The organism is Paenibacillus sp. PsM32 (assembly GCF_030433815.1).
In the GTDB taxonomy this organism is placed as follows: Bacteria; Bacillota; Bacilli; order Paenibacillales; family Paenibacillaceae; genus Saccharibacillus; species Saccharibacillus kyungheensis.
Genome location: NZ_JARUWY010000001.1, coordinates 924,956 through 940,966, shown reverse-complemented (window position 1 = coordinate 940,966; position 16,011 = coordinate 924,956). Strand labels below are relative to the sequence as shown.

13 protein-coding genes are annotated in these 16,011 nt (G+C 37.8%); 11 read left to right on the top strand and 2 right to left on the bottom strand.

Annotated elements, in window-relative coordinates; all coding sequences use genetic code 11:
• The first annotated feature begins 10 nt into the window (after positions 1 to 10).
• Positions 11 to 313 (top strand): hypothetical protein, encoded by a 303-nt coding sequence (locus QCD85_RS04295; protein WP_301261728.1) that lies wholly within the window; start codon positions 11 to 13, stop codon positions 311 to 313.
• Between the two features lie 299 nt (positions 314 to 612).
• The gene (locus QCD85_RS04290; protein WP_273615148.1) at positions 613 to 2,349 is read left to right on the top strand and encodes a sensor histidine kinase; all 1,737 of its coding nucleotides are present in this window, start codon (positions 613 to 615) and stop codon (positions 2,347 to 2,349) included.
• A gap of 145 nt (positions 2,350 to 2,494) precedes the next feature.
• Here QCD85_RS04290 and QCD85_RS04285 read toward each other — a convergent pair whose 3' ends face one another.
• Positions 2,495 to 3,697, bottom strand: coding sequence for an acyltransferase (locus tag QCD85_RS04285; RefSeq protein WP_301261727.1), 1,203 nt, complete (start codon positions 3,695 to 3,697; stop codon positions 2,495 to 2,497).
• A 116-nt stretch (positions 3,698 to 3,813) separates the two neighbouring features.
• On the opposite strand from QCD85_RS04285, the gene QCD85_RS04280 reads away from it, so the two are divergent.
• Positions 3,814 to 4,578 carry a class I SAM-dependent DNA methyltransferase gene (locus QCD85_RS04280; RefSeq protein WP_301261726.1) on the top strand — a complete coding sequence of 255 codons (765 nt, stop codon included), beginning with the start codon at positions 3,814 to 3,816 and terminating at the stop codon, positions 4,576 to 4,578.
• 70 nt (positions 4,579 to 4,648) lie between these two features.
• On the opposite strand, the gene QCD85_RS04275 is transcribed toward QCD85_RS04280, so the two are convergent.
• Positions 4,649 to 5,374, bottom strand: a complete 726-nt coding sequence (locus QCD85_RS04275) for a GH12 family glycosyl hydrolase domain-containing protein (RefSeq protein WP_441005602.1) — start codon at positions 5,372 to 5,374, stop codon at positions 4,649 to 4,651.
• 335 nt (positions 5,375 to 5,709) lie between these two features.
• On the opposite strand from QCD85_RS04275, the gene QCD85_RS04270 reads away from it, so the two are divergent.
• The 8 genes from QCD85_RS04270 (at position 5,710) to QCD85_RS04235 (ending at position 15,914) form a co-directional block, all read left to right on the top strand.
• The gene (locus QCD85_RS04270; RefSeq protein ID WP_273615151.1) at positions 5,710 to 5,859 is read left to right on the top strand and encodes a hypothetical protein; all 150 of its coding nucleotides are present in this window, start codon (positions 5,710 to 5,712) and stop codon (positions 5,857 to 5,859) included.
• A gap of 988 nt (positions 5,860 to 6,847) precedes the next feature.
• Complete coding sequence (locus QCD85_RS04265) at positions 6,848 to 7,654, top strand: nucleotidyltransferase domain-containing protein (RefSeq protein WP_301261724.1); 807 nt, start codon at positions 6,848 to 6,850, stop codon at positions 7,652 to 7,654.
• Positions 7,655 to 7,727: 73 nt separating this feature from the next.
• Positions 7,728 to 9,161, top strand: a complete 1,434-nt coding sequence (locus QCD85_RS04260; protein WP_204825365.1) for an RtcB family protein — start codon at positions 7,728 to 7,730, stop codon at positions 9,159 to 9,161.
• The gene (locus QCD85_RS04255) at positions 9,162 to 10,490 is read left to right on the top strand and encodes an AAA family ATPase (RefSeq protein WP_273615154.1); all 1,329 of its coding nucleotides are present in this window, start codon (positions 9,162 to 9,164) and stop codon (positions 10,488 to 10,490) included.
• A gap of 391 nt (positions 10,491 to 10,881) precedes the next feature.
• Positions 10,882 to 12,048, top strand: a complete 1,167-nt coding sequence (locus tag QCD85_RS04250; protein ID WP_301261723.1) for a pectate lyase family protein — start codon at positions 10,882 to 10,884, stop codon at positions 12,046 to 12,048.
• Positions 12,049 to 12,375: 327 nt separating this feature from the next.
• Positions 12,376 to 13,269, top strand: coding sequence for an ABC transporter permease (locus tag QCD85_RS04245; RefSeq protein ID WP_420540661.1), 894 nt, complete (start codon positions 12,376 to 12,378; stop codon positions 13,267 to 13,269).
• A gap of 39 nt (positions 13,270 to 13,308) precedes the next feature.
• The gene (locus QCD85_RS04240) at positions 13,309 to 14,256 is read left to right on the top strand and encodes a carbohydrate ABC transporter permease (protein ID WP_301261722.1); all 948 of its coding nucleotides are present in this window, start codon (positions 13,309 to 13,311) and stop codon (positions 14,254 to 14,256) included.
• A gap of 68 nt (positions 14,257 to 14,324) precedes the next feature.
• Positions 14,325 to 15,914 (top strand): extracellular solute-binding protein, encoded by a 1,590-nt coding sequence (locus QCD85_RS04235; protein ID WP_301261721.1) that lies wholly within the window; start codon positions 14,325 to 14,327, stop codon positions 15,912 to 15,914.
• Positions 15,915 to 16,011: the final 97 nt, after the last annotated feature.

Below are 16,011 nucleotides of genomic sequence, written 5' to 3'. Positions count from 1 at the left end.
ACCAAATGAGATGAAATGGTATACGTTTGGACAAATGATCGCTAGTATTCGTGTGGGTCAAAAAGCCAGTACTATGGATGAAGCACGTATTATCATGCGTACAACCAAAGGCATCATTTGGTTCAATGGTAGAGAGCAAGGACAATACGTCCAAATCAAAGATTATTTGTTTTCCGACTTATGGCATATGTACGAAGATGAAGAAGGATTGATCTCTTCTTCCGAGCGTGAGCAGTATGAACAGCATGAATATGAAATGATCGAAAATCAATACATGGAATGGTGGACTGAACGTAAACATTCCTTAAAGTAAGCTATTTCTATAAATTGTATAGTCTAGTTATCCAAAAAAAGGTCCTGAATAGCATTTACAGTGCTGACAGGACCTTTATTTATAGATTTATTCAGTCCGCTACGTTACAATAAATAAAGGTATCTTTTCCATAAATTAATAGTCCGGTTTTATGGAAATAAGGTGTAGTCCTATGCGGTTCATGGTATGATACTAAAAAAAGAATCGAATTTTGTCGATATTCGGGCATTTAGATTTTTAATACGGCTAAAAGGCATGGAGCAAGTGCGGCTGATATAGATGGGGGTTAATTTCCTAAAATGAAACAACGTAAGAGCCTGGTACCCAAACCTTTTCCGGTGACTGTATATATTTTGGCTGTTATGACAGTTGTGTTGATTATTGTGAATACTACCTATTATGTAACAACACGAAAAGCATTGATTTCGGTCCAAGAACAAAATATGCGTGCAATCACTGATCAGATTAGATCATCTATCAAATTATCTCAAAGTGGAGAAGCTTTTGTAGAGGACTTGATAGGCGAGAACCTGAGAATGGCAGCTCAAGCTGCACAGTCTAAGATTGGGTCAGACATGAATGAAGTTACCAATCAACAACTTGCTGAAGTGAGCAAAGAAGTAGGTGTAGATCGGATTACACTGTTAGCTCCTTCAGGTAATAATATTGTTCCTATACGTTCTTCAGACCCTAATGAATTATCGGTGAAAGAAGAATGGCGAGCAGATTGGCTCAAAGCGGTTCAAGAATTGCTTGCTCGCAAAACGCCTACTGTCGATATTGGACAGAAGCTACCTGATTATTGGGGAGCGCCTATGATCTCCAAAGTAGATAATGCTAACTCTGCTGGTGAAAAGTGGGGTTATTACTACGATGGCAAAACGAATTATGTGATAAATGTCTATACGAATGATAAGTCTGTACGAGAATTTCAAGAAAAAACAGGCGTAGAAGCGATTATTCGTGAAATCCTGAATGGTGAGCGTAGTCGTCAGACATTAGGGATTGCTATTTTTAATCCGCCTATCTTTCTCGATCAAGCGAATCAATTCAATTCGCATGGTGTGATCTGGTACTCTGATAATGAGACATTATATAACGATTACTCTTATAAGAGTGCTACCGACAAAACAAATATTAAGCAAGTTAATAAATCAGGGAATACCATATCTATTACAGATGAATTTGATAATGTCCCTGTGCTCAAAACATTTATACCGGTAGAGTTAACGTATCCTGCTATTATAACGGTCGTATCGGATTTGACAGAAGTTCAGCAGACACTTAATGAACAATTGATCCGATTAACACTGACGATTTCTGCTTGTTCAATCGCTATTATTGCGTTGGTATTAGGATTGATCACTATTCTGAATCGTCGCACCGAAGCAGCAGCGCAAAGTGTGCAAAATGTCTATTTGGAAAATATAGACGCCCTTTTTAACTCGATCAAAGAACAACGTCATGATTTCAACAACCATGTGAATACGATTCAATTATTGGTCAAAATGAAAAAATATGACGACTTATCGACGTATACCGCTGAACTGGTAGGGGAATCGATTGCGATGAATCAGATTATCAATATCAATCTGCCTGCATTATCTGCATTGATTCAAGCCAAAACCACACAAGCGTATGACCGTCGAATCAAGTTCGAATATGATATCAGTAATCTCAAATCGGTTCAATTTGGGACAGTCAAATCGACAGAACTGGTTAAGATTGTTAGTAATCTAATTGATAACGCTTTTGATGCTGTGAGCGAAACCGACAAACCGGATAAAATGGTCAAAGTGACCGGACGTGTTCGCGGAGAACAGTTAACCTTCACAGTTGGAAATAATGGCAATCCGATTCCCGAAAAATTAAAACAACAAATTTTCGAAGCAGGATTCAGTACCAAGCCGCTTAACCGCAAAAATTCAGGATTAGGTCTGGCGATAGTACAGAAAATTTTGTCCAAACATCGGGGGATTATTCGGGTTGAAAGTGATGAAGAATGGACAGAGTTCTCTGTTCGTTTACCACTTTAATCCTAAAGTATGCAATGCAAGAAATGGATCAAGTGAATCTTGGTAATCATGCTCTATATGTTCGTAACATATGGGATAAGCTGATAACAGCACAAATAAAACCGCTACATTCTCTGTCACAAGAGAACATAGCGGTTTTATTTATTTAAGAATCTTGAGGCAATGTGGATTGCGGTCTGGAAGCATGAGTGCGTATCGAATGTTTCCCTTTTTTACCTGCCGATCCGGTTAACCATTGTCCTCCCGGTAAGCGAGAGAGTCCGCTCGTTAGTGCGATAGCTGTAGGAGCTACAATCATAAAGGTAAGGATTGTGAGCACAAGATTCAGTCCAGGCGCTGTGATCTGGCGGGTAAAGTAAGATACGCCCATCAATATCAGGGCATGAGATAGATAACCACCAAAGGAGTAACGTCCACACCACTGAAGAAAGCGAACCATTACACCTTTTCGTTCTACAAGGTACAAAGCTAATCCGTACATCAACAACATATGACTCACGACCGCCAAAAAGGTAGTCGGCTTGAGATATGTCGATACATTTAGATTAATAGCTACAGGATCAAAGCGTAACAGATCATAACCTAACCAGATATACATAATCAAAAACGATACAGCCGTCCAAGGTAGTATTTTGATGATCATCGCTCTCCAACGCTGAATTGCAGAACCACAGATTCCACCCAGTACAAAATAAAAAAAGTAAAACATAAATTCGCTAGTACGATGATCTAAAATAATTTTCCAGATCCCCTGTACATTCCACGTAGGCATAGCATAATAACATAACCACATTAACCAGCCATAGATGATTCCGATGACGATTAACATAATAACGATATGTCGCTTTTGCTCGTGTAGTGAGCGATTGTCCAATAATCGTGTTTGAAATTGCTTACCGAGCCAGCGGAAAAGCGGAAATAACAGATAAAATTGAAAAATCATAATTACAAACCAGAGATGATATCCATTGGTAGGTGCGAATAATTGTTGTACAATATCTTGCAAACTATCTGCTCGAAGCAATGGCGCATTAAATATCCACTGCATGACGATCCAATAAATGATTGTCCATACAACAAAAGGAACATAGATATCGCCAATTCGTCTAAAGATAACCGAACGGTATTTGCGTCCATCTCCATATTGATAAAATAAAATAGCTCCGGCTAAAAAGACAAACGTTAACGTACCAAATCGTGTAAAATGATAAAGCATACCTAACATTATCGAATCAGCTTGTATACTGCCACTTCGATAAATATATTCACCAATCGAATGTTGCATCACAACCGCTAAAAAGGCAAACCCACGTAGCAATGCCCATTCATTGATCCGTTCTCTAGACATATATTCACCTCAATCATCCATAACCATTCTTTACACTAGTAAAGCAGTATATCAGACAATTGTTAATAGAAGATGAATTTAAAGATAATTAAAGCGTGTAGAAAGGAAAATAAACAGTGGAAATTTCAAATAAAAAAAGTATATATGAAAATGCAAAAGAGTATGACCATAAATACGGATCTTATGTTGAAGATTATGAATTGATACAAGAATGGGCAAATCGTACAAAGGGTCGTATATTAGATTTGGGTTGTGGAACAGGTAGAATTTTATTTCGGTTAGTGGACGAAGGCAAAATAGTAGATGGCGTAGATCTTAGTAAAGAAATGTTAGAACTAGCAAAACAAAAAGCGGAAATGTATGTGGTAAAACCAAATTTTTATTGTATGAATTTAACCGATTTACAATTAGAAAAAGCATATTCAATGATGTATATGGTAGGCAATACGTTTCAGCATATATTAACAAATAGTCAACAAGATGAAATGTTAATAAAAGTGTATGAACACTTATCCACAGGAGGTATATTTATATTTGATACACGTATGACAAAGCTGGATGAACTCAAAGAAATAGATCGATATACAGAAGAATATATAAATCATAACCAACAAAAGGTAATTGAACATCATTATGAACAGTATGATCTTATATCGCAAATATTAGAATGTACTATTCAAAAAGAAGTGTATGATAATGAGTTGAATCAGTTGCTCACAACCACTCAAGAATATATACATATTAAATATACATTTCCACAAGAACTGTTGCGTATGCTGCATCAACATGGATTTGAAGTTTTGCATCAATATGGAGGGTGGAACTGCCAATCTTTAGAAAGTAAAAGTAACTCTATTATAACTATTTGTCGTAAATGTTAATAAGGAAATCAATAAAGGCTAGTCGCACAAGAGGATATTCTTGGTATGACTAGCCTTTATTTTTGCTATGTTATTGTACCGCTACATTCCATTTCGAAAAATTAATTTGACCATCACCACCGAATATTTCTGTACCAAATTCAACACTACTTACATATTTCGTATTTGCCATCCATTTTTTGCTGTTCACTAGATAATCGGTAAAGTTTTTCACATTCAATGAAGCGCTAGAGATATTAGAAGTACGTACAAAAGAAAACACATTCCACCCTTTGCCATTCCCAGCATCAAGCCAACCTTTGTGCACTTTCCAGCTACTGCCGCCGATCGTGACGGTCTCAACATAAGAACCAAGTGGCCCTGCATTCGTATTATTCAACCAGATCATTACTTCATCGGTAGGGGTAGAATCCCAACTAGCTTTGTTCGTATTGTGGAACCAGATATCATAAGCCGCATTGTACGTTCCGTCTGCTTTGATAGAATACGCTACATTGGTATTGATATTTTTATTGTCGGAAAGTCGAGTAGGGAAACCACTACTCGGTGTATATCCTTCTGTCCAATGCCATCCGCTAACAAGCGATGGATACGCTTTGACAGAAGATGTAGTGCTTGGCCAGTGCCATACCCAGCCTAGATCGGTATCACTGTTATGATAGACTGTTTGCCACCATCCTTGAACCGTATCCTGACCCCACACATTGTTAAATACATAGTACTTATTGTTAGCAAAATTGAGCTTATCATAGGCTGTAGATGAGGAAGCGGCTGAAGCCTGAAGCGGTAAAACCATAACCAACGATAATACAACCGTGAATACCAAAAAACGAGACCCTAGACGATGACGAATCCATTGAGTAACCATAAATGTCCTCCTTGAATAATGGGATTAGTGTGCTGTACACTGACCCGATTATACCAGTCATTTTATGGAATTATAACCATTTCCGACTATAATGATATGTCATATAAATATGTTGAAATACGTTATTTTCGCACCAAAATAGGTCTTTATATAACCCTGAAAAGCTTGTGTCTATAGACCTATTTTCCAAATATGGAATTGACAATGTCAAAATATACCGAGTATGATGGCTATATTATAAACAAGGAAGGAGGTTGAAGGACATGATTTTACGCAACGATATGAATATTCAGAACCCGTATCAGCCGGATCAGCATATTGATCTAGGATTACAAGATGAACGTAATATCAACTGCTGCTTGAAAACTTCATACACTTGCTTCATGTTCTTCAATCTCTTACGGACGACATAAACTGCAATACGGAAATAAAAGCTTAGTTTATATTGGAACAGTTACTTTATACATAATTGTGTATATTCGATGCTAACTAGCTAAATAATTTCCAGTTCAATCTGTGCCATGATCCAATTAGGCACCGAATTAAATATGCAGGGTTTATTGGATAGCAAATAGTGCCGTTACACCTATTTGCTTCATAAACCACCAGCCGCAGACCGTATACAGGGGTCCGCGGCTTTTTTATGTCTTTAACATCCATAAAGTTTATAAAAAGGATTTTAATACCTTTTTATAATCAGTGTAAATCACTAAGTACAACATATTAATGTAACCCAAATAAATCAAAATCATAAAATAAAACCATTTCAATATTGAATACGTCTTACTAATGAAATATATCTTTAACAGACATATTCAATTCAAATGAACCTTTTCAACATATAGAACTAATAGCTATAGACGATAACTATAAATCGAATAACAAGCTTAAAATGCACTATTCCATATCAGCAAATAAATTAAAAATAAGATCGTCAAAAAATATCATAAGCAAGAAATTATAGAACAAGCAATTATAAAAAAAGGATATTTGTAGCTCACTGATATTCATCAACACAACACTGATATCCAAACACCAAACATCAATAAAAATGAAAAGATAAAACACAAATATAAATCACAAAATCAAAATAACCAATCATCAAAGCAGTAATCTAATTGCTGCATCTCCTCCAAAAGGAGAAAATAAATAACGCTCTAACTCATCGTTTTTACTGAAAAGAAAAAGTACCACCCAGCACAGAGCGAAAGAAATAAAATGGATTCTGAAAGAGCGCAGCGCTCGCATTTGAAATGGAATCCCGACTGCTTGCAGTCTTATCAAGGGATTCCGTTTCAACAGCGACGACAAGAACCATTTTATTTCTGTAGCGGTTTCTAATCCAAAAAAACGTAAAGTGAATTTTCACCCATCCCCTTCATATGAAAGGAGTGATCGATCATGCCCGTTACTCAAGCCATGACTTCTATCATTCAGACTGAATTAAAACGTATTGAACAAGAACAACAAGTTCGTATTTTATATGCTTGCGAATCCGGTAGTCGCGCATGGGGATTTCCTTCTCAAGATAGCGACTATGATGTGCGCTTTATTTATGTTCATCCTCCAGAATGGTATTTGTCGATTTTCAACAGGCGAGACGTTATCGAATACCCGATTAATGAGCAGTTAGATATTAACGGTTGGGACTTGCGTAAAGCATTGAATTTGTTCCGCAAATCCAATCCACCATTATTGGAATGGTTGCATTCCCCTATTCTATATGCTGAAAATGGTTCACTTGCTGAGCGAATTCGAAACGTATCACCAAACCATTTTTCTCCTCGTTCGTGCATGTATCATTACCTGCATATGGCGAAAGGGAACTTCCGTGGTTACTTGCAAGGCGACACCGTCAAAATCAAAAAGTATTTTTACGTTTTGCGTCCGATACTGGCTTGTCTGTGGATCGATGAAAAAGGAACGATGCCACCGGTAAGCTTTGATGAGTTGATTGACGAAATGTTGCCACCGGGGCAACTTCGTAGTGATATTGATCAACTACTGACTCGTAAAAAAGCAGGCGAAGAATTACATTTAGAACAACAGATTCCATCGATCCAGAATTTTTTAACCGATATGATCGATATTTTAGAACAACAAGTCGTGCATATGCCTACTTCTGAACAACTGCAAGATGAGCTATTAGATCAGTTGTTTCGGGAAACACTGCAATATGCGTATCCAAACGAAGTTTCGCTTTTGTAAGCAGACTCGTTTACAATAATAAAGAAGCCTCTCTAAACATAGAGGGGCTGAATTGAAAGAGGTTTTACCGATTATGAGTACTCCAATATCATCTTCTTATATTCATGAAGTAAAACTTCCTGCGGGAAGTGTACATGTCTATGCCAATCCAGAATTATTTGCAGGATTGGATTATAAAGTATTTAATATGGCTAATAATAATTTACAAATCCCGGGTATTCAGTATATGGGATATACACCTGATGTGCATGTAGGCATCGGCACATGTATTGGCACAACTGCGGTCTGGGATGCAAGTGCTGGTTATGTATCGCCTTCGATTGTGGGTAGCGATATCGGCTGTGGTATGCGTGTTCATCTGACGAATTTGCATCGGGATGATCTGCAAGATGTAAAATTACGCCGTAAATTAGTCAAAGCTATCGAAAAATATTTACCGATGGAATCCCAGCAACGAGGACATTTTGCAGATTTACGATTAGAACATGTCGTACGCAAAGGATTACATGGTCTGCCGGGCAAATATGTACCGGATAGCTATACACCGAAAAAATCGACATCGCTGACTCATGTAGAAGAAAGCCGTTTTTCTTTTGATGAAGAAGTGTTAAATGGTGTTCGAGATCAGACATGGGGTAGAGCGCATCGTCAACTAGGCACACTTGGTGGTGGCAATCACTTTGCAGAGATTCAAGCGCTTGAAATTGATGAAGAAAACCGTCATATCGCTGAAGCATGGGGCATGAGTGACGGACAAATTGTTGTGATGATTCATTCTGGCTCACGTTCATGGGGTGGAAGTGTTAGTCAGGAAAGCAATCGTGTGATGCTTTCTCAGATGCAACGATTGGGATTAGGAACAGCCGATCCTAGACTGGCTTTTCTACCTTTATCTCATCCTGAAGGTCAGTATTATGTGAATATGATGTATTCGGCGCTGAACTATGCTACAGTGAATCGTCATCTGATCGCTTATAGTATTCGTGAAGCGTTCCGTGATGTATTCGGTCGTTCCTGTGAAATGCGTACATTGTATGATCTAATGCACAACTATGCGTGGGCAGAAGAGCGTGACGAAGGAGCTGTATTTATTCATCGTAAAGGAGCCACTCGCGCTCTTCCAGCCGGTCATGCAGGTAATCCGAAGCCTTATCTCGCTACAGGTCATCCCGCATTGATCCCAGGTTCGATGGGCACTTCATCGTATATTATGGTGGGTCAGCCCGGTGGATATGATAATTATTATTCGATCTGTCATGGTGCAGGACGTGCACGTTCTCGGTCAGCGACCAAAAAATTAGTGACTGTCGATCAATTTGCCAGTTCACTTCAAGTCGGTACAGCCGATGAGATCGTCGTTAATCAGCGTTCGCTTGAATCGATATTAGATGAGTCACCACAAGCATATAAAGATGTAGATCAGATTATTGAAAGTGTTACAGGAGCAGGACTTGCTTCTGTAGTCGCTAAATGTAAGCCGCTTGCGGCAATCAAGGGGGCTAAATGAATGGATTCACTTTTTCAGACAAGTCATACTAACGTGGAACCGATCGATAGTGAAAACACTCCTGAAGCAATTGTGATTTATACAAAAGATGAACAGAAATTACCTACCGAATATGCAGATTATGCTCGGGTGATTAAAGGAATTGAAGAATCGTTAACAGCGCGTTATGGAGTGACTTATAAATTATATTCAAGCAGTGATCCGAATACTGAATATTGGGAATTACTTGACGAAGATTTGCGTCATAGTAGCACCGATGTAGAGCATGTTATTCGTATCTATGATCGCTTGGAAGAACGTACTTTTGTCTATGACGGAGATCGTACAGAACCTGATTATTGTGTACATCCTTCAGTGATGAATAATGTATTTGCGTATGCGCAAGCAGGTGTAGCATTAGCACGTATGCCGGTATTCCGTCCTCATGGAGTCAGCAGTGAAGATCTTGTTTTTGCAACAAGTGATGAATCATTATTGAAATTTCTGGGGGATGTACGTGTACGTCAGCGGGAGCAAAGTTTGCGTCGTGTGACGGTGTTTACAGATACACGTCATGGCATCAATCGCCAAATGGAACCGGTGAGTCGCGCCGTTTCACGCGATGATGTGATTATGGCTCCAGAGATCAAACAAGATATTTATCGTTCGTTAGATCGCTTTTTTGCAGAAGATCGTTCTTTTTACAAAACGTATGATATTCCGTATAAACGTGGTATTTTACTATACGGGCATCCCGGTAATGGTAAAACAACACTGGTAAAATCGATTGCTGGTAGTGTACCGGGACCTGTCGCGTACTGGCAGATTACAGAGTATACAAGCAGTGAATCGATCGAAGAAGTGTTCGATGCGGCTGTGCGTATGACCCCGATGGTGCTTGTGATCGAAGATATCGATTCGATGCCCAAAGATGCACGTTCGTTCTTTTTGAATACATTGGATGGAGCAACGTCCAAAGAAGGTGTATTTTTGATCGGAACGACTAACTATCCTGAAAAAATCGATCCTGGTTTGATGAATCGTGCCGGACGTTTTGATCGCGCGTATGAGATTATTTTGCCTGATGAGAAATTACGAGCAGAATTCTTTTATCGCAAACGTCTGCATGAATTTGCAGGAGACGATATAGTGCAGGAAACAGCCAAGTTAACAGAAGGATTTACTTTTGCTCAACTGGGCGAATTGTATATCTCGGCAGCATTGCACTGGCATGAAGATGGTCAATTGGATATGAAAGAATTGATTCAAGGACTTCGCGGTGAATTGGATAAAAGTCGCAAAGGTGTATGGCTTCATAATGGTGAAGGTCGAGTCGGTTTTCATTTCTAAGTAGCCTATGATGATCGTAATAACGTTCTCTAATGATTATTTTATAAAAGGATTGGAAAAGTAGAATTTTTTACTTTTCTAGTCCTTTTTTTGTGTGTTTAGTAAAAGTAATATATATGATTTTCTACTAAATAGAAAAATATGAAATTTTCGGTATTCTTATATGTAATTATTGAATTAAATAATCTATTTCTTATTAGATGCGATATGAAAATAGAATCATAAAATACATCGTTAATCGTATATGGAATAAAAATACATAGAAATATATAATTGGATACATCGCAAAACAGTAACAAAAGATTGCGATAGAAAGGAGTATCGTTCAGTAAAAGGCTTGGGAGTCTACAGGGTATAACGATCACAATATAATCATTCAGGAGGGTATACAATGACCAAAAGAAGTAAAACATCTTTCGCAGGGATGACGATGTCTTTCCTTAGTGTAATCATGTTATCCACATTGTTGTTTCCGGGACTCACAATGAGTTATACACATGCAGCATCAACAGGTGGATATGCTACTACAACAGGTTCAAATGAAGCCGCTGTGACAGTAACGACACTGGCTGAATTGAAAAATGCCTTTAATGCAGGTAAACATCATATTGTGATCAAAGGCAATATTTATGGTGGAGCCAAACCATTAACACTTACATTTGCTACAACCAATTGGAATAATACAACGATCGAAGGGGCAAGCGGTGGAGGAGCAGTACTACAAAATATTCAGTTAAAATTTAGTGGCGAAAATCTTCCAGCAGGAACAAATATCGAAAATGTAGTGATCAAAAATATTACGTTTTACGGAAATATTAAAGATTTGCAAAACCTAAGTGGAGCAGATACACAGCCCGGTGGGATAGGCACCAACTATTTGGGAGTCTCTTTCCGCCGTACAAGCAATATTTTGGTAGATCATGTCACTATGTATAATATCAGCGATGATCTATTTGTGATCTCGCAAGGTTCTGATTATGCGACTTTGTCAAACAGTCACTTTTATTTTACAGATAGCTGGTTAAAAATGAATCCTAATCCAATCTGGAACTGGGTAGGAAGCAATCAAGATTTGGCTTCTGAACGGTTGGCATTGATTATCGGCTCTAACAAAAATGATTCGTATACTTATGGTGGTGGCAAATTGCATGTGACTATGCATCACAACTGGTTCGGGCCTAATCTAAAAGGACGTCCTTTGTTACGTGGATATGTGCATATGTATGATAACTACTTTGATAACAGTACAACACCATCAGGCAATAATGCACAAGGTTATTCACAACAACAATATAATGCAGCACAGATCGGTAGTGGAGGTAACATTTTTTCGGAAAATAACTATTTTTACAAAACCAATAACAGCCATCAAATTGGTCTAGACAGTAATGGAGATGCTTATAAATTTTATGAACGCAACAATGTGTATAATGCAGTTACAGGAACATCGGCCACAGGAGCAGCATTTCCAGATGGAACATCATTCCCGTATAGTTATTCGTTAGACCCGGCAGCCAATGTACCGAATCTAGTCCAAGCGAATGCAGGTCCTAAATAACAAGCAGGTAATTCATAAGAGAACGATTGTCAAAAACAGAAGAGTCTGCTAGAATAAACAAAAATGAATGTAAGCGTATTCATAAATACCAAATTTACAACGTTGTAATTTTAAAAGGAAAAAGGATAATTAAAAATAAAAAGAATAATTGTGCTAATTATATTGCTTTTAAAATGATAATATAGATCACAATCACTTTATATTTTGCGTATCCTTTTATTTTAATATCAAAATTACAACGTTGTAATTAAGTAAACTATTCAAAGATATACCGATGAAAGTAATGAAAGGGAGTGGTCTATAGTGGGTCAAAAAGCAATCTCATTTATGAAATTGGTCAAGCGTGATAAGTACTTGTTGATTATGTTTGCACCTGTTTTTGTGTATTATGTGATTTTTATGTATATTCCTATGCCCGGTGTACTGATTGCTTTCAAAAATTTTACACCAGGACATGGCATTTTCGGTGGAGACTGGGTAGGGTTGCAATGGTTTGCTCAATTTGTTCACTCTATTTACTTCTGGCGGTTGTTACGCAATACGTTTTTACTCGCTTTTTTACCTCTACTTTTTGGATTCGGTATTCCTATTTTATTCGCGGTATGTATTGTTGAGATCAAAAATCAAGTGTTTAAACGATTTGCCCAAACGATTACGTATTTACCTCATTTTATATCCACAGTCGTCGTTGCCGGTATGTTAATCAATTTTTTATCCCCAGCTGATGGAATTGTGAATACATTGTTAGCAAGATTCGGTTTTGAAAAAGTGAATTTTATGATGGAAGCAGGTTGGTTTCGAACGATTTTTACCAGTTCTGAAATCTGGCAAAGTTTTGGGTTTAGCTCTATTATCTATATCGCTGCTATTATGAGCATCGATCCTGAAATGTATGATTCCGGCAAAATTGATGGTGTTAGCAAATTTCAAGAATTATGGCATCTGACATTACCAAGTATCAAGCCTACGATTGTTATTTTGTTACTGTTATCTCTGGGTGGGATTATGAGTGTCGGTTTTGAAAAAGTATATCTACTCTACAACGGTGCAACCTATGAGACAGCAGATGTATTATCCACCTATGTATATCGTATGGGTATAGAAGGGCAAAATTACGGATTTGCGACAGCGGTCGGTTTGTTTAATTCTATCATTACATTTGTGCTTGTGTTCACAGTGAACCGGATAACAAGACGTATGACTAATATGTCTCTCTGGTAGTTTTGTACATGGTAGCCAGAGTACCTAAAGGAGACGCCCATGAAAAAATCTATGCTCGAAAGTCCGCATCGGTCGTATGTGAAGATCAACAGCGATACATTTACACCTAAAAAATCATTAAGCGATCGTACATTTTACGGATTGATTTATGTTATGACGATTGTAGCGATTATAGTGACTTTGTATCCATTCTTGTATGTACTCAGTATTTCATTTAGTTCTGTAGAAGCGATTGATCAGCAGAAAGTCATTTTATTTCCGGTAGGCTTTACATTGTCTGGTTACAAAATGGTGTTGCAGTATCAAGAGCTGTGGGTCTCCTTTTACAATACACTCTGGTATACGGTTGTAGGGACTGTACTGAATATTTTATTTACCTGTTTGGCGGCATTTCCTTTATCCAGACCTCGATTTTTTTTACGTCGCAAATTGAATTTTTTTATCGCGTTTACAATGTACTTTTCCGGTGGATTGATCCCTGTGTATATGTTAATTACTTCGTTAGGGTTATACAATACACGCTGGGCTATGGTGTTACCTGTGCTAGTGATTACATTTAATGTGATGATCTGTCGATCTGCTTTTGAAGGCATACCGAATGAAATATTTGAGAGCGCTAACATTGATGGAGCAAACGATATTACGATGTTATTTAAATTAGCAATTCCGATCATTAAGCCTACACTGGCTGTATTGACACTTTATTATGCAGTCTATCACTGGAATAACTTTTTCTCGGCTCTCCTATATCTGGGGCAACAGGATTTGCAACCGCTACAGATGTTTTTACGCAGAGTGTTAATTATGGCTTCGCCTGAAGTGATGCAGAAAATGGGCGGATCAATGTCTACCAGTGCATTAGCAGTATCTACCTTGCAGGTACGTTATGTTTCTATTGTAGTGAGCATTTTGCCAATTGTAACAATCTATCCTTTTATTCAACGTTATTTTGTCAAAGGAATTACGTTGGGTGCAGTAAAAGGATAAGTGGCTAGTGATATGCGAGATTCGATGAAATATGCGATTTGGGTATGATCATAAAGGGGGCAAGCAGGATGAAAGCCAAAAAAGTAAGCAAACTGGTATTGGTCACAATGTTAGCAGCAAGTCTAGCAGGTTGTAACAGTGGAAGCAATGGATCACAGACAAGTGCAGCGGTCGAAGCAGAGCCGAATTTTACATATACAGGGAAAGGACCTGTAACAGCGATCAAAGATGCCGAATTGTCTGTACTTGCGACGAATGCCTGGACAACCAATGTGGATTTGGCTCATGCTAAGATCGTACAGCAAATTACAGATAATGCCGGTATTAAAGTGAATTGGGATCTGATTCCGCCTCAAAACTATGCTGATGCTGTTAATCCAAGACTCGCCGCAGGAGTAGACTTACCAGACATTATTTATATGCCTGATCAAGATCAATTAATGAAATATATCAATAGTGGTATTGTGATCCCGATCGATGAACTGTACGAAAAATACGGAGTGAATTTGAAAACAATCTATGAGCAATCTCCTGATGTCAAAGCCAGTCTAACTACGCCTAATGGTAAAATGTATTATGTACCTCAACAGACACTTACCAAAAATTATATGCCTGTATTTATGGTTAATGAACGTTGGCTAAAAACTCTAGGTCTGCAAGAACCGACAACTCTGGATGAATTTACAGAGATGTTACGTCAATTCAAAACAAAAGATCCGAATCAAAATGGCAAAGCAGACGAGATTCCAATGTCGATGGAACCCAAGTTTTTAGAAATGGCATTTGGCCCTGTATTTGGATTAGATTTGTCGAATCAATTTTATGCAGATGATCAAGGAAAAGTGCATTTTAGTTATAATGAACCTGCTTACAAGCAATACTTAACTTACCTGAACAGTCTATACAAAGAAGGATTATTAGGTGTCGATTATGCAAGTACGACCAGCGATCAGGTGACTTCAAGAATTTCACAAAATGTAACTGGAGCGACGTTTAATTTTAGCTGGTATATGTCGATGGTCTATAGTCCATTATTTAAAGATTACAATCCAAAAGAACCTATATTCAAAGGAATTTTACCACTCAAAGGGCCGAATGGAGATCAATTTTATATTGGGCGTACGCCTGTTAGTGGAATTTTTGGAATTTCAAGAGATAGTAAAAATCCTGCATTAGCTTTTAAATTTCTAGACTATGCTGTTAGCGAAGAAGCACAGACGTATTACACTTGGGGTATCAAAGATGATACGTATACCGACAAAGATGGCAAAAAACAGTTTACAGCTAAAGGTCGAGATAATGATTATATCCAAAAGCTAGGGATTGGGCCTGTGAATCTACCTAATATTCAATCAGCCGAATCTGCTGACGCATTAGTTCCTGCATGGCATTCGCAATTAGATAAAAAATTAGAACCGTATATCCATGCTCCTTTTCCGTTTGTATATGCTCTTCCAGAAGAAGCGAGTACAGATAGTATGGCGATGCCTGATATTACTACGTATGTAGAAGAAATGAATTTCAAATTTGTGAGTGGTAGTCTGGGATTAGATCAATTCGATAGTTATCTTAGTACTCTCAAAAGTATGAATATTGATCAAGTTATTGCTAACAAACAAGCTCAGTACGATCGCTATCTAGCAGCTCAGAAAAAATAATGTAATCTTATTTATAGGGTAGAGATTTGGGAAATATTTCATTCAACCTATATAATAGAAGAAGAACAAAGTATTGCCCATCTGCTCCTGATCGTTT